This window comes from Streptomyces caatingaensis (assembly GCF_001187435.1).
GTDB lineage: Bacteria > Actinomycetota > Actinomycetes > Streptomycetales > Streptomycetaceae > Streptomyces > Streptomyces caatingaensis.
The window spans coordinates 288,451-306,244 of the sequence record NZ_LFXA01000009.1; the positions used below are offsets into that span (position 1 = coordinate 288,451).

At 73.9% G+C, this 17,794-nt stretch carries 15 protein-coding genes; 9 read left to right on the forward strand and 6 right to left on the reverse strand.

Going from position 1 to position 17,794, the window contains the following annotated elements:
- Positions 1–44: 44 nt before the first annotated feature.
- A complete protein-coding gene (locus AC230_RS14585; RefSeq protein ID WP_049716606.1) occupies positions 45–1,277 on the reverse strand; it encodes an MFS transporter in 1,233 nt (410 codons plus the stop codon).
- A gap of 82 nt (positions 1,278–1,359) precedes the next feature.
- Between AC230_RS14585 and AC230_RS14590 the strand changes: the two genes are divergently transcribed.
- Positions 1,360–1,899 carry a PadR family transcriptional regulator gene (locus AC230_RS14590; protein WP_198535524.1) on the forward strand — a complete coding sequence of 180 codons (540 nt, stop codon included), beginning with the start codon at positions 1,360–1,362 and terminating at the stop codon, positions 1,897–1,899.
- Between the two features lie 65 nt (positions 1,900–1,964).
- Here the strand turns inward: AC230_RS14590 and AC230_RS14595 are convergent, their stop codons facing one another.
- From AC230_RS14595 to sdhC, 4 genes are read right to left on the reverse strand one after another with little or no spacing between them, the layout of a single operon-like run.
- A complete protein-coding gene (locus AC230_RS14595; RefSeq protein ID WP_049716607.1) occupies positions 1,965–2,723 on the reverse strand; it encodes a succinate dehydrogenase iron-sulfur subunit in 759 nt (252 codons plus the stop codon).
- Entirely contained in the window at positions 2,723–4,477 is a 1,755-nt protein-coding gene (sdhA, locus tag AC230_RS14600) for a succinate dehydrogenase flavoprotein subunit (protein WP_049716608.1), read from the reverse strand. Before sdhA ends, AC230_RS14595 begins: the two co-directional genes overlap by 1 nt.
- Positions 4,478–4,499: 22 nt before the next feature.
- Complete coding sequence (locus AC230_RS14605) at positions 4,500–4,973, reverse strand: succinate dehydrogenase hydrophobic membrane anchor subunit (protein ID WP_049716609.1); 474 nt, start codon at positions 4,971–4,973, stop codon at positions 4,500–4,502.
- 8 nt (positions 4,974–4,981) lie between these two features.
- Positions 4,982–5,362 (reverse strand): succinate dehydrogenase, cytochrome b556 subunit, encoded by a 381-nt coding sequence (sdhC, locus tag AC230_RS14610; protein WP_078871248.1) that lies wholly within the window; start codon positions 5,360–5,362, stop codon positions 4,982–4,984.
- A 313-nt stretch (positions 5,363–5,675) separates the two neighbouring features.
- On the opposite strand from sdhC, the gene AC230_RS14615 reads away from it, so the two are divergent.
- The 8 genes from AC230_RS14615 to AC230_RS14650 all read left to right on the forward strand — a co-directional run bounded on the left by AC230_RS14615 (position 5,676) and on the right by AC230_RS14650 (position 16,271).
- Positions 5,676–7,292, forward strand: coding sequence for a beta-N-acetylhexosaminidase (locus AC230_RS14615; protein ID WP_198535525.1), 1,617 nt, complete (start codon positions 5,676–5,678; stop codon positions 7,290–7,292).
- Positions 7,293–7,542: 250 nt separating this feature from the next.
- A complete protein-coding gene (locus tag AC230_RS14620; protein WP_049716611.1) occupies positions 7,543–9,618 on the forward strand; it encodes a glycosyltransferase in 2,076 nt (691 codons plus the stop codon).
- A 764-nt stretch (positions 9,619–10,382) separates the two neighbouring features.
- Entirely contained in the window at positions 10,383–10,967 is a 585-nt protein-coding gene (locus AC230_RS14625; protein ID WP_049716612.1) for a hypothetical protein, read from the forward strand.
- A gap of 270 nt (positions 10,968–11,237) precedes the next feature.
- Positions 11,238–12,182 carry a DUF4328 domain-containing protein gene (locus AC230_RS14630; RefSeq protein ID WP_049716613.1) on the forward strand — a complete coding sequence of 315 codons (945 nt, stop codon included), beginning with the start codon at positions 11,238–11,240 and terminating at the stop codon, positions 12,180–12,182.
- A 34-nt stretch (positions 12,183–12,216) separates the two neighbouring features.
- Positions 12,217–12,870: an RNA polymerase sigma factor gene (locus AC230_RS14635; protein ID WP_049716614.1), complete on the forward strand. Its 654-nt coding sequence runs from the start codon at positions 12,217–12,219 to the stop codon at positions 12,868–12,870.
- A complete protein-coding gene (locus tag AC230_RS14640) occupies positions 12,870–14,129 on the forward strand; it encodes a hypothetical protein (protein ID WP_049716615.1) in 1,260 nt (419 codons plus the stop codon). Before AC230_RS14635 ends, AC230_RS14640 begins: the two co-directional genes overlap by 1 nt.
- 209 nt (positions 14,130–14,338) lie before the next feature.
- On the forward strand, positions 14,339–15,994 hold the full coding sequence (locus AC230_RS14645; protein WP_078871249.1) for an acyl-CoA mutase large subunit family protein: 1,656 nt from the start codon (positions 14,339–14,341) through the stop codon (positions 15,992–15,994).
- A gap of 64 nt (positions 15,995–16,058) precedes the next feature.
- The gene (locus AC230_RS14650; protein WP_049716616.1) at positions 16,059–16,271 is read left to right on the forward strand and encodes a hypothetical protein; all 213 of its coding nucleotides are present in this window, start codon (positions 16,059–16,061) and stop codon (positions 16,269–16,271) included.
- A 10-nt stretch (positions 16,272–16,281) separates the two neighbouring features.
- Here the strand turns inward: AC230_RS14650 and AC230_RS14655 are convergent, their stop codons facing one another.
- Complete coding sequence (locus AC230_RS14655) at positions 16,282–17,772, reverse strand: alpha/beta hydrolase (RefSeq protein WP_049716617.1); 1,491 nt, start codon at positions 17,770–17,772, stop codon at positions 16,282–16,284.
- Positions 17,773–17,794: the final 22 nt, after the last annotated feature.

Below are 17,794 nucleotides of genomic sequence, written 5' to 3' on the forward strand. Positions count from 1 at the left end.
GTGGGAAGAGGGGTGGCGCCGCCCCGCCGCACCACCACTCCACCTCATCGCGGAACCTCCGCCTCCACCCTCCCGCCGGCCGCCCCCGCGCGCCTCCGCAGCGCGACCGCCGTCACGACGGCCGCCCCGGCCACCACGGCCGCCCCGGCCCAGCCCAGGGCGCCGATGTCCACCCCCGCGTCCAGCAGCCGCGAACCGCCCCAGGAACCGGCGGCGTTGCCGAGGTTGAAGGCCGAGGTGTTGGCGGCGACGGCCAGGGCCGAACCGCCGCCCGCCGCACCGAGCACCCACGCCTGGAGCGGCGGCACCAGCGCGCCGGAGGCGAAGCCGATCAGCACGAGCGCGACGGGCACGGCGGGGCGGACGTGGGCGACGGCGCCGGTCAGCGCCAGGGCGGCGGCGAGCAGGGTCAGCATCGCGATCAGGGTGCCGCGCAGGCCGCGGTCGGCGAGCCGGCCGCCGGCGGCGTTCCCGGCGAAGCCGCCGAGGCCGAAGAGGAACAGGAGCACGGTCGTCGCGGCCGGGCCGAAGCCGGACGCCTCCCGCAGCAGCGGTGCGACGAAGGCGTAGAGCAGGAACCAGCCGGCCTGCGAGACGGCCGTCACCGTCAGGGCGCAGAGCACCCCCGGGCGCTTGAGCGCACCGGCCTCGCCACGCGCCGAGACGCCCGTCTCCCGCGTGACCGACCCGGGCACCAGCGCGAGGACGGCGAGGAAGCCCACCACGGCTGCGCCCGTCACGCACCAGAACGTCGCCCGCCAGCCCCACTGCTGGCCGTTCGCGGTCCCGATCGGCCCACCCAGCACGGTGGCCAGTCCGAGTCCGCCCGACACCCAGGCGATCGCCGAGGCCCGGCGTCCGGGCGGCGAGAGGCGGACGGCCATCACGACGCAGATCGCGGCGAACGTGCTGTGCGTCAGGGCCCCCAGCGTCCGCGCGGCCAGCAGCAGGGGGAACGACGGGGCGAGCGCGCCCAGTACGTTGGCGGCGGCGAAGACCGCGAGCAGGCCCAGGGCCAGCCGTTTCGGGCCCACCCGCGTGGTGAGGGCGGTGACGGCCGGCCCGCCGACGGCCACCGTCACCGCGTACGCGCTCAGCAACTGCCCGGCGTCCGCCACGGACACCCGGAGGTCCCGCGAGACGTCGAGCAGCAGCCCGACAAGGGCGAACTCGGCGGAGCAGAGCGCGAACACGGACAGGGCCAGCGCGGCGAGCGCCGCGACCGGGGCCCTCCCCGGCGCGACGACGGACGGATTCTGCACGGTCGTGGACGACAACGGTCGTACTCCTCCCCTGATATGTCGAAACGCTGTATGTCGGTTCGACATAGCGAGGAGCATAGGCTTAGGCTGTCTGTCCATGTCAAGCCTGTTGGATCTCGCCGTACTCGGCTTCCTCCACGAAGCGCCCCTGCACGGCTACGAGTTGCGCACCCGCATCGCCCGGCTGACGGGCCACGTCAAGGCGATCAGCCACGGCACCCTGTACCCGGCGATCAAGCGGATGGAGAGTGCCGGGCTGCTCGTCCGGGAGGCGCAGCGGGGTGCGGCGGCCGCGCCGCGGCACGTGCTCAGCCTGACCGAGGAGGGACGGCGGGAGCTCATGGAGCGGCTGCGCCGGCCCGCCGAGCCGTTCGTCACGGACGAGAACCGCTGGTTCGTCCTGCTCGCCTTCCTCCGCCACCTGCCCGACCGGCACGCGCAGGCCGAAGTGCTGCGCAGGCGACGGGCGTTCCTGGAGGAACCGAGCAGCTTCTTCTACGACGGCGACCGCCCGCTGTCCGCCGACGACATGGACGACCCGTTCCGCCGCGGCGTGCTCACCATCGCCCGGGCCACCTCGAAGGCCGAACTGGCCTGGCTGGAGGCCACGATCGCCGAGCTGGAGGACGGGGCCTGAGAACGCGCGAGGGCCCCGCTCCGTGAACTCACGGAGCGGGGCCCTCGCCGGGTCCTGCCGGGCGGTCAGAAGCGGCGCGTGATCAGGGCGCGCTTGACCTCCTGGATGGCCTTCGTGACCTCGATGCCGCGGGGGCAGGCGTCGGTGCAGTTGAAGGTGGTGCGGCAGCGCCAGACGCCGTCCTTGTCGTTGAGGATCTCCAGGCGCTGCTCACCCGCCTCGTCGCGGGAGTCGAAGATGAAGCGGTGCGCGTTGACGATCGCCGCCGGGCCGAAGTACTGGCCGTCGTTCCAGAAGACGGGGCAGGACGAGGTGCAGGCGGCGCACAGGATGCACTTGGTGGTGTCGTCGAAGCGCTCGCGGTCCTCGGCGGACTGGAGGCGCTCGCGCGTCGGCTCGTTGCCCTTGGTGATCAGGAAGGGCATGACGTCCCGGTACGCCTGGAAGAACGGCTCCATGTCGACCACCAGGTCCTTGAGGACCGTGAGGCCCTTGATGGGCTCGATGGTGATCGGCTTGGCCGGGTTGATGTCCTTGATCAGGGTCTTGCAGGCGAGCCGGTTGCGGCCGTTGATGCGCATGGCGTCCGAGCCGCAGATGCCGTGGGCGCAGGAGCGGCGGAACGTCAGGGTGCCGTCCATGTCCCACTTGATCTTGTGGAGGCCGTCGAGCACGCGCTCCTTCGGGTCGATGTCGACCTCGAAGTCCTGCCAGGTCGCCTCCGCCGACACCTCGGGGTTGAAGCGGCGGATGCGGAAGGTGACCTTGATGTACGGCGAGGCCTTGGACTCCGCCTCCACCTTGTCGAGAGTCGCGGTGCTCATCAGTACTTACGCTCCATGGGCTGGTAGCGGGTCTGCACGACCGGCTTGTAGTCGAGGCGGACGGACTCCTTGCCGTCGGCGTCGACCTCGCGGTACGCCATGGTGTGGCGCATGAAGTTGACGTCGTCGCGGTTGGGGTAGTCCTCGCGGTAGTGACCGCCGCGGGACTCCTTGCGGGCCAGCGCGGACACGGCCATGACCTCGGCCAGTTCGAGCAGGTTGCCCAGCTCGATGGCCTCCAGCATGTCGGTGTTGAAGCGCTTGCCCTTGTCCTGGACGGAGACGTTCTTGTACCGCTCGCGCAGCTCGGCGATCTTCTCGACGGCCGTCTTGATGGTCTGCTCGGTGCGGAAGACCATGACGTTGGCGTCCATGGTCTCCTGGAGCTCGCGGCGCAGCTCGGCCACCCGCTCCTTGCCGGTGGACTTGCGCAGCCGCTCGACCTGGTCGATGACGAACTGCGCCGGGTTCTCCGGCAGGTCGACGAAGTCGGCCTTGTGCGCGTACTCCGCGGCGGCGATGCCCGCGCGGCGGCCGAAGACGTTGATGTCCAGCAGCGAGTTGGTGCCCAGGCGGTTGGCGCCGTGGACGGAGACGCAGGCGACCTCGCCGGCGGCGTACAGGCCCGGGACGACGGTGTCGTTGTCGGCCAGCACCTCGCCCTCGACGTTGGTCGGGATGCCGCCCATGGCGTAGTGCGCGGTCGGCTGGATCGGGATCGGGTCCGTGTAGGGCTCGATGCCGAGGTAGGTGCGCGCGAACTCGGTGATGTCGGGCAGCTTGGCGTCGAGCTGCTCCGGCGGCAGGTGGGTGAGGTCGAGGTAGACGTGGTCGCCCTCGGGACCGCAGCCGCGGCCCTCGCGGATCTCCGTGTAGATGGAGCGGGACACGACGTCGCGGGACGCCAGGTCCTTCATGACGGGAGCGTACTTCTCCATGAAGCGCTCGCCGTCCTTGTTGCGGAGGATGCCGCCCTCGCCGCGGGCGCCCTCGGTGAGGAGGATGCCCATGCGCCAGATGCCGGTCGGGTGGAACTGGAAGAACTCCATGTCCTCCAGCGGCAGTCCGCGCCGGTAGCAGGCCGCCTGGCCGTCGCCGGTGAGGGTGTGCGCGTTGGAGGTCACCTTGAAGAACTTGCCGGTGCCGCCGGAGGCGTAGATGACCGACTTGGCCTGGAAGACGTGGATCTCGCCGGTGGCCAGCTCGTAGGCGACCACACCGGCGGACTTCTTGACGCCGTCCACCTCGGTGATGAGCTGGTCGAGGACGTAGAACTCGTTGAAGAACTCCACGCCCTCCTTGACGCAGTTCTGGTACAGCGTCTGGAGGATCATGTGGCCGGTGCGGTCCGCGGCGTAGCAGGACCGGCGGACCGGGGCCTCGCCGTGGTTGCGCGAGTGGCCGCCGAAGCGGCGCTGGTCGATGGTGCCGTCCGGGGTGCGGTTGAACGGCAGGCCCATCTTCTCCAGGTCGAGGACCGCGTCGATGGCCTCCTTCGCCAGGATCTCGGCGGCGTCCTGGTCGACCAGGTAGTCACCGCCCTTGACCGTGTCGAAGGTGTGCCACTCCCAGTTGTCCTCCTCGACGTTGGCGAGGGCGGCGGCCATGCCGCCCTGCGCGGCGCCGGTGTGGGAGCGCGTGGGGTAGAGCTTCGTCAGGACCGCGGTGCGGCTGCGCTTCGTCGCCTCGATGGCGGCGCGCATGCCCGCGCCGCCGGCGCCGACGATGACGGTGTCGTACTTGTGGATCTTCATGGAAAGCGCCTCAGCCCCGGCTCTAGCGGATGTTCGGGTCGAAGGTGAAGATCACCAGGGAACCCAGCAGGACGGTGAACACCGTGGCGGTGTACAGCAGCATCTTCAGCCAGAAGCGGGTGGTGTCCCGCTCCGCGTAGTCGTTGATGACCGTGCGCAGGCCGTTGGCGCCGTGCAGCATGGCGAGCCACAGCATGATCAGGTCCCAGGCCTGCCAGAACGGCGAGGCCCAGCGGCCGGCGACGAAGGCGAAGCCGACCTTGCTGACACCGCCGTCCAGCACGAGCTGGATCAGCAGGTGGCCGAGGACCAGGACCACCAGGACGATGCCGGACAGCCGCATGAAGAGCCAGCCGTACAGCTCGAAGTTGGTGCGGGTCGACTTCGGCGTCTTCTTGGTGCGCTTGCGGGGCGCCTCGATGACGGGGGCCGGGTTGTCGACGCCGTAGGGGGCGTCGACCGTGCCGGCGGCGGCGGGGGTGGTTTCAGCGGACATGTCTTGCGTCAGCTCCCGAACAGGGTGTGCAGCGTGTGCTGGAGCACGGGGTAGAAGGCACCGGCCATCAGCACGACCCAGACGCCGACCACGGTCCACAGCATCTGCTTCTGGTACCGCGGGCCCTTGGACCAGAAGTCCACCGCGATGACGCGGAGACCGTTGAGCGCGTGGAAGAGGATGGCGGCGACGAGGCCGTACTCCATCACGTTGACGACGGGTGTCTTGTACGTCGCGACGACGTCGTCGTACGCCTCCGGGGAGACGCGGACGAGAGCGGTGTCGAGTACGTGCACGAACAGGAAGAAGAAAATGAGGACGCCGGTGACTCGGTGAGCCACCCAGGACCACATGCCTTCCCGGCCGCGGTACAGCGTTCCAGCCGGCACGGAAAACCCTCCGGGAGCGGGATCAGGGCCTGCCGGCTTCACTGTCGGTCGGGCCCGGCCGGGTACGGTCCACCGGCCCTGGCCATCGTAGCGACGCCTTGTCGGTTCGGTCGCGCGGGGTGTGGCAGGTGTGATCAAACTGGCATGTACGGGTCCGCGGCGGGGGACAGGTGCCGTCCGGCCCCCCGGGGACGGCCGAACGGACCCGAGAAGAGCACCGGAAATTCACCCATAAGGGGAATGTATCGGGCGTGCATTCGATGGACGGGGCGATAAAAAGGACTAGCTTCCTCCCTATTGGGAGGTTTTCTCCATGGGTCTGCCCGTCCGCGTCACCAGCACCGCCCTGCTGAGGGGTTCGGCCGTCGCCGTCGCCCTCGCCGTCGCCGTGGTCGCCCCCGGCTGTTCCCACGACGGCCCGGCTCCCGCCCGGAGCGCCCCCGACGACGCCCGCTCCAGCCAGGCGCCGCCGCCCTCGTCGTCCTCCGCCCCGGCGCCGGTGACCGGCCCGCCCCGGACCGTCCCCGCCGTACGCTCCTTCACCGCCCGCTCCGGCCCCGGCTGGCGGCCCGCGCCCGGGGCCAGGGTCGTCGCCGACCCCAAGGGCCCGCTCGCCGACGAGGCCCGCCTGCTGGCCGGCGAGCTGCGCCTCACCGCCGCCGCCTGTCCCGCCCGCGCCGGCGACGTCGAACTCGCCCTCCACCCGGGCGGGCCCGGCGGCGCCGAGGGCTACCGGCTGACCGTCCGCGGCGGCAGGGTGCTGGTCACCGCCCCCGCCGAGGCCGGCGCCTTCTACGGCACCCGCACCGTCCTCCAGGCCGTCCGCTCCGCCGGCGGCCTCCCCGAGGGGGACGTCGAGGACGCCCCCGACCGCGCCCAGCGCGGACTGCACCTGGACACCGCCCGCAAGCACTTCGACGCCGCCTGGATCGAGGCCCGGCTGCGCGAACTGGCCGACCTCAAGCTCAACCAGCTCGCCCTGCACTTCTCCGACGACCAGGGCTTCCGCATCCAGAGCGACACACACCCCGAGGTCGTCTCCCCGCAGCACCTCACCAAGGACGAGGTCCGCCGCATCGTCGCCCTCGCCGGCTCCCTGCACATCACCGTGATCCCCGAACTCGACTCGCCCGGCCACCTCGGCGCCGTCATCAAGGCACACCCCGGCCTCCAGCTCCGCGACGCCGCCGGCACCGCCACGCGCGGCGCCGTCGACATCGCCGCCCCCGACGCCGCGCGCGTCGTGGACGACCTGATGCGCGAGTTCGCCCCGCTCTTCCCCGGGCCGTACTGGCACCTGGGCGGCGACGAGTACCGCGCCCTGACCGCCCGCGAGCCCGAGACCGCCTATCCGCGGCTCGCCCGGCTCGCCCGCGACCGCTTCGGCCCCCAGGGCCGCGTCCAGGACCTGGCCACCGCCTGGCTCAACGACCGGGCCGCCGTCGCCCGCTCCCTCGGCAAGACCCCCAAGGCGTGGAACGACGGCTTCCTCCGCGGCGGCCTGGTCGCCCCCGACTCCGGCATCGAGGTCGAGTACTGGACCGGCCGCGAGTTCGGCGCGCGCGACCCGCAGGAATACCTGAACGAGGGACGCACGGTCGTCAACCTCAACGACCGCTACCTCTACTACGTCCTCGGCCAGCCCAACGACTTCCGCTACCCCACCGGCGAGCTCATCTACAAGGAGTGGTCGCCCCCCGTCCTGCGCGGCACCGCCCCCGTCGCCGCGGGCACCGCCGGACCGGGCCGGGTGCCCGGCGGCCGGTTCGCCGTCTGGTGCGACCACGCCGACGCCCAGACCCCCGACCAGGTCGCAAGCGGAATCCGGCTCCCGCTCGCCGCCACCGCCCAGCGGCTGTGGGACCCCCGCCCCCCACAGCCGTCCTGGCAGGACTTCACCGCCCTCGCCGCGCGGGTGCGCGGACGCTGAACACCCTTACGGCGCAGGGCCAACGACCACATAACAGGACGGCCCGGGCGGGCGTCGGCACGCAGCGGCAAAGCGGGCTAGCCTCCGGTGTCGAACCATGCGCGGCACCCGGTCGTTGTCCCAAACGGAAGGCGGATTTGTCCGCACGGAAGGTACAGGAACCGGTACGCGGCGCAGCTGTCCACGGCGGAAGCGCGCGAGCGCGCCCATCGCACCATCGCACGCACCATCGCACCTGAACGAGGGCCCGATGAAGATCGAATTTCTGCTGCACAACGCGTACGGGATCGGCGGGACCATCCGCTCGACCGTCAACCTCGCCACCGCCCTCGCCGACCGGCACGAGGTCCGCATCATCAGCGTCAACCGCCCCGTGGACGATCCCGAGCTCACCATCGACCCGCGCGTCCGCCTCACCCCCCTCGTCGACCTGCGCGAGGGCACCGACGGCGACGAGTACGCCGCCCCGCTCAACCAGAAGCCCAGCGAGATCTTCCGCGACGAGCGCATCGACAACGGGCGCATGGCCGCCACCGCGCTCACCGACGAACGCGTCCGCGCCCACCTCGCCGCCACCGACGCCGACGTCGTCATCGCCACCCGGCCCAAGCTCATCGGCTACCTCGCGGCCTACGGCGCCGACCGCTACCTGCGCATCGGCCAGGAGCACCTCACCCACGAGGCCCACGTCCCCGAGCTGCACGCCGTCATGGACCCGGCGATCAACGCGCTCGACGCCTTCGCCACCGTCTCCGAGGCCGACGCCGGCCACTACCGCGACCGGCTCCCCGGCGGCGGCCGCGCCAAGGTCCTCGCCATCCCCAACGCCGTCCCCGCGCCGGCCGCCGAACCCTCCGACGGCACCTCGAAGATCATCGTCTCCGCCGGGCGGCTCGTCTCCGTCAAGCGCTACGACCGCCTCATCGACGCCTTCGCCCGCATCGCCGACGAGCGCCCCGACTGGCAGCTGCGCATCTACGGGCGCGGCACCAGCAAGGCCAAGCTCCGCGCCCGCATCGAGAAGCTCGGGCTCTACGAGCGGATCACGCTCATGGGCGCCCGCTCGCCCATCGAGACCGAGTGGTCCAAGGGCGCCGTCGCCGCCGTCGCCTCCGACGCGGAGTCCTTCGGCATGACCATCGTCGAGGCCATGCACGCCGGGCTGCCCGTCATCGCCACCGACTGCCCGCACGGCCCGCGCGAGATCCTGACGGACGGCACCGACGGCGTCCTCGTCCCGCTCTCCCCCTCCGGCGACGAGGACGCGAACGTCGAGGCGTACGCCGAGGCGCTCCTCAAGCTCACCGGCGACGCCGGCCAGCGCGCCCGGCTCGGCGCCGCCGCGCGGGGCGCCGCCAAGCGCTACGAGCCCGACGCCATCGCCCGCCGCTACGAGCGGCTCTTCGAGGAGCTGCGCCCCGGCTGCACCGCCGCCCCCAAGAAGGGCCTGCTGCGCGGCCTCTTCGGCGGCGGCCGCGCCGCCCGGCCGGCCGCCGCCGCCCCGCGGCCCGCCGACCCCTCCGCCGTGCCCCATCCGGCCGCCCGCTGCGCCGTCGCCTCGGACGGCTCCCTCGTCCTCCGCGTCCGCGCCGACGAACTCACCGCCGCCGACACGCACGTACTGCTCCGGCACCGGGGCAGCAAGGGCAAGGAGTCCGTGCGGGTGCCGCTGGAGCGGCGCGCCGGCGCCTGGGCGGAGGCCCGCGTCGAACGCGCGGCCCACGCCGCCCTGCCGGAGGGGCGCTGGGACACGTACGCGGAGCGGCCCGGCGAGAAGTCGCGCCGTCGTCTGCGCGCCGTCCTCGTCGAGCAGAAGGCGCTCCTGCGGCGGGAGTTGACCGCCCCCGTCTCCGTCTGGATCCCCTACGAGACGAGCGACGGCTTCCTCGCCGTGCGGACGTGGCTGCGGCCGGAGCACGCCGAGGCGGTGGCGGTGCGCGTCTCGGACGACGCCGTCACGGTCACCGTCCGGCCGTACGGGGTCGCCCTCGGCGAGGGCGCCGAGCTCGTCGCCCGGCTGCGCGGCGGCGACGGCTCCGTCGCGGACGTCCGCGCGCCGCTCTCCTCCGATGACGGGACGGCCCGGCTCCCCTACGGCACGATCTGGCAGCGCCGCGCCGACGACCAGGACCTCTGGGACCTCTCCATCCGCCCCACCGCCGGCGCCCCCCTCCTCCGCGTCGGCCGCCTCGCGGGGGACTTCGCGGACCGCAAGGGCGTCGACACGTTTCCGGCGGCGGAGCGGGAGGGGGTGCGGGTGCGGCCGTTCTTCACGGTCACGAACGACCTGACGCTGTCGGTGAAGGACGTGGTGGAGGGGGAGTAGCGGTCTCCCGGGTGTGCGGGGTTCTGTCCGGGGGCTTCCTTTTCCCCACCCCGCCCTTTCACCGTTTCTTCGCGCTGCCGCGCGGGGGAGGGGGAGGGCTCCGCGGGGCTGCGCCCCGCGTTCCCTCAGCGGGGGCTGCGCCCCCTGCACCCCGCTGTGGGGCTGCGCCCCCTGCACCCCGCTGTGTGGCTGTGCTCCTGCACCGCGCCGCGGGGCTGTGCTCCTGCACCCCGCTGTGGGGCTGTGCTCCTGCACCGCGCCGCGGGGCTGTGCTCCTGCACCCCGCTGTGTGGCTGTGCTCCTGCACCGCGCCGCGGGGCTGCGCCCCCTGCACCGCGCCGCGGGGCTGCGCCCCCTGCACCCCGCTGTGTGGCTGTGCTCCTGCACCGCGCCGCGGGGCTGTGCTCCTGCACCCCGCTGTGGGGCTGTGCCCCTGCACCCCGCCGCGGGGCTACGCCCCTGCACCCCGCTCTGGGGCAGCGCTCCCGCAGGGAGCAGGGGGCCGGGGTGCGAATTCAGCCCGTCCGGCGTTTGAGGACGAGCGGTGGAGCCGCGATGAGGGGCCCCGGTGTCGCGAGGCGGCGGGGGCGGGGCGCGGAGGCCCGGGGAGATGGGGAAAGGCGGGGGTGGGGCGAAGACTCAGGCGCCTCACCACACCCGCCCTGTGACACAAACCCCAACCCCCACGCAGTACCCACCGAAGGAGCCGCACACCGCCACCGCCGCCACCGCCGCCACCACCACCGGGAGAACGGGAGACAACGATGCGCTTCTGGGGCTACCTCCTCCTCGCCCGCCGCGACCGCGCCCTCCCGGAGAGCCCGGTGCTCCGGCCGACGCGCCACCTCCTCCTCCCCACCGCCTCGTTCGACGGCGGCTGGCAGCTCTGGCACCACCCGCACCGCCCCGAACTCGGCGACCTCGACGCCCTCGTCCGCGCCCTCGCCGACGAGACGGACGCCCCGGCCCTGGCGGCGTACGTGATGGAGAGCGACTGCGCCGTCGTCAGCGGCGCGGGCCCGGGCGGCGCGCCCTGGTCCGCCTGCCTGGGCCGCCGCGCCCTCGCGGACTACATGGCCGACACCGGCCTGGCCCTCGACGACCTCTTCCCCGACCCCCGCACCGCCGCCGCCCACTGCTCCGCCTGGGCCGCCGCCGCGGGCCACACCGCGGACCCGGCCGGACTCGCGGCCGTCCTCGCCGCCGACCCCGGGCCGCGCGTCGAGGACCTCTTCGGGAACCTGCTCGCGCACCTCGGGATAGCCCCCGGCGCGGAGGACGGGCGGCGGCCGGTGCCGCCACCCCCCACAGGAGAGGCCCCGGCCGCCATCCGCTGCGAACCCCGGTGAGGTTCGCACTCCCTTCAGCGCCGGACAGCGGTTTTCCGTCACACCGGACCCGTCCTGGACGCCGGAGCCCCACGGCCCGTAACGTGCGGGCCGCGCGTGTCCTGTGGGGGGAGCGAAGAGATGTATCCGTGCGGTCAGTGCCGCGCAGCCGCCGTGGGCCCGGACGGCCGGTGCGCGGCGTGCGGTGCCGTTCAACCACCCGAGCCGTACCGGCCGTTCCCGCCGTACCCGCAGCACCCTCCGCGGACGTACGGCGGAGACCCCCAGGCCGTGGCCGCCCTCGGCCCGCCCCCGGCCCTGCGGCCCGCCCCGCCCCCGCCCCCCGCCGGGGCGGCCGTCCCCGTCGACCTCCGCCGCGGCGTCCGCATCGCGCTCACCGCCCTGCTCACCCTCACCCTGCTCGCCCTCCTCCTGCTCGCCGCGGCGCGGTTCCAGCAGCGCGCCGCGCTCGCCGACGTCCTGGCCGAGGGCGCCGACCTCACCGAGGCGACGGCCCGACGGGCCGACTCCGCCGACACGTTCCACGCCTCGATGGCCCTGGTCGCCGGGGTGCTGGGGCTCGGCACCCTGGCGCTGTGGGCGGCGTGGTTCCGCCGCGTCCGGCTCAACGCCGAGGCGCTGGCCCCCGGTTCGCACCGCTTCGGCAGCGGGTGGGCGGCCGGCGCGTGGTTCACGCCGGTGGTCAACCTCTGGTTCCCCAAACAGATCGCCAACGACATCTGGCGCGCCAGCGCGGCCCCCGGCCCGCAGGGCCCGCGCCCGCCCAGGGGCCTGCTCAACTCCTGGTGGGTCTGCGCCCTCGTGGCCGGGGCGGTCAACTCCGTGACGACCACGGCCTACGCGCTGGCCGAGGCCCGCACGCACCACCACCTCCGCCTCCGCCAGGACGGGAACTGGGAGCACGACCTGCGCGGACTGCGCGCCCTGGCCGGCGCCGGCGCCCTCGGCTATCTGCTCTGCGCGGTCACCGGCGTCCTCGCCCTCCTCGTCGTACGGCAGTTGACGCGCATGCAGGAGGAACGGGCCCTGGAGGCGCTGGATCACGGGCAGCCTCCCGCGGCATATCCGTACGGCCCGTTGCCGCCGGTGCCGTCGGGCCCGTACGGTCCTGCGTACGGCGACCCGCGCGGCGATCCGCACGGTAACCCGTACGGCGGGAATCCGTACGGGCCGTACGGCGGGAATCCCTACAGCGGTGGACCCGCGCATTACTGATCCGTCAGTTCTGCAAGTGGTGCAGGATGTGGGTGTGCAGGGGGACGACGCTGAACTGACCGCCGCGGTACGCGCGGCGCAGGGCGGTGACGAGACGGCGTTCCGCACCGTCTACCGTTCCGTACAGCCCCGACTGCTGGGATACGTGCGCACACTCGTCGGCGACACCGACGCGGAGGACGTGGCGTCCGAGGCGTGGCTCCACATAGCCCGCGACCTCGGCCGGTTCACCGGCGACGCGGACCGCTTCCGCGGCTGGGCGGCCCGGATCGCCCGCAACCGCGCCCTCGACCACATACGGATGCGCGGCCGGCGCCCCGCCGTCGGCGGCGACGACAGCGAACTCGCGGGCCGCGCCGGGAACGCGGACACCGCGGGGGAGGCCCTGGAGTCGCTCGGCACCGGCCGCGCCCTCGCCCTCATCGCCCGGCTCCCGCAGGACCAGGCCGAGGCCGTCGTCCTGCGCGTGGTCGTCGGCCTCGACGCCGCGACCGCCGCCGAGGTGCTGGGCAAACGCCCCGGCGCGGTCCGCACCGCCGCCCACCGCGGCCTGCGCCGCCTGGCCGAACTGATCACGAACGCAACGGAGACGACGAGCGCACCGGACAGCCGCCCGCGGTCAGCCCACGGAGCGAGTGCCCCTCGCGGTGTGACGCGATTGCGCGCCCGGACGCAGAAGGACATGTGATGGCGGACGACCACGGGCGGCACCACGGCCCCGGCGCCGACGACCCCGACACGACGGCCCAACGGCCTTATGAACACGATGACGTGGCGTACGACGCGCCGAACGGCGCCCCCGCGCATCCCCACACCCCGGACACCGGCCCACCCCTCGCCCCGGCGCTCGCCCTCCTGCACGCCCTGGCCGCCCCGGCCGCCCCGGGCGCGTCCCTCCCCGGCGAGGAGGCGGCCCTGTCGGCGTTCCGCGCGGCGAGAGCGGCAACGGCCGCCGCGGGTACGGCGCGTGCGAGAGCCGCCGGCGCCGCGCCGGGCGGGGAGCGCGCCCCCGCGCCGCGCCGGAAGCCGGCGGGGCCCCACGCGGTCGAGCGGGCCGACGATCGTCCGTCAAGTGCCCTCGCCCACAGGGAGACTGGGCCGGTCCGCCCGCGCCAGCGGTCCCGGCGGGGGCGGCCGGCGCGCGCGGCGCTCGTGCTCGCGCTGGCCGGCTGCGCGGTGAGCGGTGTCGCGGTCGCCGCCGGTGTCGTGGGGCTGCCCGGCCCGTTCCGGGCGGGGGCCGGGACTCCGGCCCGCAGCGGTGAGGAGGTTCCCGTCGTGGACCACGGCCGCGACGCGCGCACCGTCCGGCCCGACGCCGTGCCCGGACCCTCGTACCCGTCCCGTACGCCGGAGGAGGACGTCCGGCCGCTGCCGCCCCCGGTGCCGCACCCCGGCGGGCGGCACGGCACCGACCCGACGGCCACGCCCGGCAGCCCGTCCCCGTCCGCCGCGCCGGACGAACGGCCCGGCACGGGGCGGGAGGACGATCCCCCGGCGCGGGACGACGGACACCGTGGCCGCCGCCACTGGGCGGCCCGCCTCTGCCACGACTATCTGCTCGAAGGAAAATGGCGGGAAAAGGCCGACGACGACTCCGTGCGCACCCTCGAACACGAGGCCGGCGGCCCGTCCGGTGTCCGCGACTACTGCGAGCGGCTGTTGCGTGACGACCACGCGGAACACGGCCACGAAGGCGCCCCGGCGGACGGGGAGACGGCGGACGAGGACGAGGACGGGGACCGTGGCCCGCACGGCGGCCGGCATCCCTCGGACGGGGACAAGGACGGGAACGCGGACGGGGACGGCGCCGGCGACGAGAGCGGCGGCAGTGGTGGCAGAGGCGGCAGAGGAACCGGCACCAGCCGCCCCCGCCCGGCCGGCGACCACGCCCCCACCCCCGCCTCCACGCCCTCCGTGACGTTTTCCGGCCTCCCGGCGCTGTACTGAACGGGCCGACTGGTCATCGGCCGCGCGGGAGCCGCAGTTCCCCCCATATTGCAGGCCCCGCGCCACGGCGCGGGCGGGGCACATCCCCCGGCCCCGTCCGCGCACCCCGTGCCGGCCGGCCGCGAGCGCGTCCCCTGACACCCCGCGCCGCCCGCCGCTACAGTCCGGTGCCCGGGGCGGCGTTCGCACGGCGGCGGGAGGCGTCACTCATGGCACGCGAGAGGGCACACGAGCGGGCACAGGGGAAGGCACAGGACCAGGCCCGGGAGTTCACGGACGGGCGGCCCCGGACCACCGAGTCCGGATTCGGCATCCGGCCGGTCTACGGGCCCGCCGACCTCGCCCACTGGGACCCCGGCGAACGGCTCGGCGAGCCGGGCTCGTACCCGTACACCCGGGGCATCCACCCCACGATGTACACCGGCCGCCCCTGGACGATGCGCCAGTACGCCGGCTTCGGCACCGCCACCGAGTCCAACGCCCGCTACCGGCAGCTCATCGCCCACGGCGGGCACGGCCTCTCCGTCGCCTTCGACCTGCCCACCCAGATGGGCCACGACTCCGACGCGCCCTTCGCGCACGGCGAGGTCGGCAAGGTCGGCGTCGCCGTCGACTCCGTCGAGGACATGCGGCTGCTCTTCGACGGGATCCCGCTCGACCGCGTCTCCACCTCGATGACCATCAACGCCCCGGCCGCGCTGCTCCTGCTGATGTACCGGATCGTCGGCGAGGAACAGGGCGTTCCGGCCGACCGGTTGACGGGGACGGTCCAGAACGACGTCCTCAAGGAGTACATCGCGCGCGGCACCTACATCTTCCCGCCCGCCCCGACCCTGCGCCTCACCTCGGACATCTTCCGCTACTGCCGTACGGAGATGCCCCGTTGGAACACGATCTCCATCTCCGGCTACCACATGGCCGAGGCCGGGGCCTCGCCCGCGCAGGAGGTCGCCTTCACGCTCACCAACGGGATCGAGTACGTCCGCGCCGCCGTCGCCGCCGGGATGGCCGTGGACGACTTCGCGCCCCGCCTCTCGTTCTTCTTCGTCGCGCGCACGACGCTGCTGGAGGAGGTCGCCAAGTTCCGCGCGGCGCGCCGCGTCTGGGCGCGTGTGATGCGCGAGGAGTTCGGCGCCCGGAACCCCAAGTCGCAGATGCTGCGCTTCCACACCCAGACCGCCGGCGTCCAGCTCACCGCCCAGCAGCCGGAGGTGAACCTGGCCCGGGTCACCGTCCAGGGCCTCGCCGCCGTCCTCGGCGGCACCCAGTCCCTCCACACCAACTCCTACGACGAGGCCATCGCCCTGCCCGGCGAGAAGGCCGCCCGCCTCGCCCTGCGCACCCAGCAGGTCCTCGCCCACGAGACGGACGTGACGGCGACCGTCGACCCCTTCGCCGGCTCGTACGTCGTCGAATCGCTCACCGACGAGCTGGAGGAGGCCGTCGTCGCGCTGATGGAGCGGGTCGAGGACCTGGGCGGGGCCGTCGCCGCGATCGAACACGGCTTCCAGAAGGGCGAGATCGAGCGGAACGCGTACCGCATCGCGCAGGAGACCGAGCGCGGCGAGCGCGTCGTCGTCGGCGTCAACCGCTACCGGCTGGACGAGGAGGAACCCTACGTCCCCCTGCGGGTGGACCCCGCCATCGAGACCACGCAGCGCGAACGCCTGGCCGCCCTGCGCGCCGGGCGGTCCGCGTCCGCCGTGGAGTCCGCCCTGGGGCGGTTGCGCGCGGCCGCCGCCTCCCCCGACGAGAACGTCCTCCCGCCGATGAAGGAGGCGCTGCGCGCCCGCGCCACGGTCGGCGAGGTCTGCGGCGCGCTGCGGGAGGTCTGGGGCTCCCACGTCCCGACCGAGACGTTCTGAGGGAGCGGTTCGCCGAAGGAGAGGTTCGGACACCGCCCAGTCCGGCATTTGCGACACTTGGGGGATGTCCGCCCCCCGTCGCAGCTGCCCCGTCTGCTCCCGTGAGATCGCCGTCGTCGGCGGCCGCTACGCCCGCCACGACCCGCCGGGCCGCCGCGTCTCCTACGACCTCGTCTCCTGCCCCGGCTCCCGCCGCTCCGCGCCCCTCCTCGCGACCGAACCCCGGCTCTTCGACCCGGAGGAGCCGCCGATGGACGGCCAGGGGCAGCTCTTCTAGCGGCTAGCGGCTAGCGGCCAGCGGCGCAGTACGCGTCGCGCGCCGGCCGCTCCCCGGTCGTCAGGTACCTGGTCACGGCCCGGTCCCCGCAGGCGTTCCCGTTGCCGAGGTAGACCCCGTGGCCGCCGCTGTCCACCGTGACGAGCCGGGCCCGCCGGCCCAGGGCCTCGCGCATCTTCAGGGCGCCGAAGTAGGGGGTCGCGGGGTCGCGCAGATTCTGGATCATGAGAATGTTCTCCGGCCCGTCCGCCGTGATCCGGACCGGCTTGTCGTCCCGGCCGCCCTTCCAGAACGCACACGGCACGATCCCGGCCGGCATCCCCGCCGTCAGCGGGTACCGGGCCCGGTCGGCGGCCACGTCCCGGGCGTACGAGCGGACGGAGCGCGGCCAGCGGACGTCGTTGCAGATCGTGGCGACGGCCACGGTGGCGTCCTCGTCGGGCAGCGGGTGCGCGAGGTAAGGCGGCAGGACGGGCTTGTGGCCCGGCTCCCGGGCCGCCCCGATCATCCGCGCGAGTCCCTCGAACTCGTCGCCGTGCAGCGTCTGCTGGAGCGCCTGCCGCAGCCGGTTGCCGGTCAGCGGCACGCCCTCCGTGGTCGTCGGCTCCGGCCGCCGGTCGAGCGCGTCCGCCAGCGCGAGGAACATCGGCCGGACGTCCTCCGGGCGCCGCGCCAGGCGCAGTTCCCCGCGCGCCGGGTCGGCCGCCCAGCGGGCGAAGTCCGGGAAGCGGTCCTCCAGGGCGCGCGACATGTTCGCGGACCAGCCGTGCGCCACGCGGGCGGGGTCGGGGTCGCCGTTGCTGTCGAGCACGAAGCGGTCGGTGCGCCCGGGGAACTCCTGCGCGTACCGCGCCGCCACGTACGTCCCGTACGACGTCCCCCACGCGGACAGCTTCTCCACCCCGAGCGCCTGCCGGAACCGCTCGATGTCCCGCACCTCGTTCGCCGTCGACATGCTGCGGACGAGCGCCCCGCCGTCGCGCGCGCAGGCGTCGGCGACGCGGCGTGCCCGCTCGGCGTTCTCGCCGGTCTCCCCGTCCTTCCCGGGCCACGGCCGCAGGTGGACGAGGTCCCGGTCGCTCTCCGCGATCCCGCACCGCGCCTTCTCGCTCCCCCCGACCCCGCGCGGATCGAGCGCGACGATGTCGTACGCGCCCCTCAACTCCTGCGCCAGCGCCCTCCCCTTGTCCGCCAGCCGCCGCACACCCGACCCCCCGGGCCCACCCGGGATCACCAGCAGCGTCCCGCGCCGCGCCGCGGGCCGGTCGCTCCTCACCCGCGAAACGGCCAGCGTCGTCCGTCCTTTGTCCGCCCGCCGGTAGTCCACCGGAACGCTCAGCTCTGCGCACTCCTGCCCGGCGGGCCCGTTCTCCCTGACGCAGGGCTTCCACCGGAGCCCCGCGCCCTCCTGGGCGCCGGCGACCGGAGCGCCGCTCAGAGTGGCCGCGACGGCGGCGGTGGAGAGGGTGAGGAGAAGGGCGTTGCGACGGTGGTTTCTCATGGGGACAAGCCTCGTGCCGCGC

What these genes read in the sequence shown, in the direction of transcription:
- AC230_RS14615 (WP_198535525.1), top strand. Translation starts at nt 5,676, where the DNA reads ATGGGTCTGCCCGTCCGCGTCACCAGCACCGCCCTGCTGAGGGGTTCG.
- AC230_RS14605 (WP_049716609.1), bottom strand. Translation starts at nt 4,973, where the DNA reads ATGTCCGCTGAAACCACCCCCGCCGCCGCCGGCACGGTCGACGCCCCC.
- AC230_RS14625 (WP_049716612.1), top strand. Translation starts at nt 10,383, where the DNA reads ATGCGCTTCTGGGGCTACCTCCTCCTCGCCCGCCGCGACCGCGCCCTC.
- AC230_RS14650 (WP_049716616.1), top strand. Translation starts at nt 16,059, where the DNA reads ATGTCCGCCCCCCGTCGCAGCTGCCCCGTCTGCTCCCGTGAGATCGCC.
- AC230_RS14590 (WP_198535524.1), top strand. Translation starts at nt 1,360, where the DNA reads ATGTCAAGCCTGTTGGATCTCGCCGTACTCGGCTTCCTCCACGAAGCG.
- AC230_RS14645 (WP_078871249.1), top strand. Translation starts at nt 14,339, where the DNA reads ATGGCACGCGAGAGGGCACACGAGCGGGCACAGGGGAAGGCACAGGAC.
- AC230_RS14640 (WP_049716615.1), top strand. Translation starts at nt 12,870, where the DNA reads ATGGCGGACGACCACGGGCGGCACCACGGCCCCGGCGCCGACGACCCC.
- AC230_RS14655 (WP_049716617.1), bottom strand. Translation starts at nt 17,772, where the DNA reads ATGAGAAACCACCGTCGCAACGCCCTTCTCCTCACCCTCTCCACCGCC.
- AC230_RS14595 (WP_049716607.1), bottom strand. Translation starts at nt 2,723, where the DNA reads ATGAGCACCGCGACTCTCGACAAGGTGGAGGCGGAGTCCAAGGCCTCG.
- sdhA (WP_049716608.1), bottom strand. Translation starts at nt 4,477, where the DNA reads ATGAAGATCCACAAGTACGACACCGTCATCGTCGGCGCCGGCGGCGCG.
- AC230_RS14620 (WP_049716611.1), top strand. Translation starts at nt 7,543, where the DNA reads ATGAAGATCGAATTTCTGCTGCACAACGCGTACGGGATCGGCGGGACC.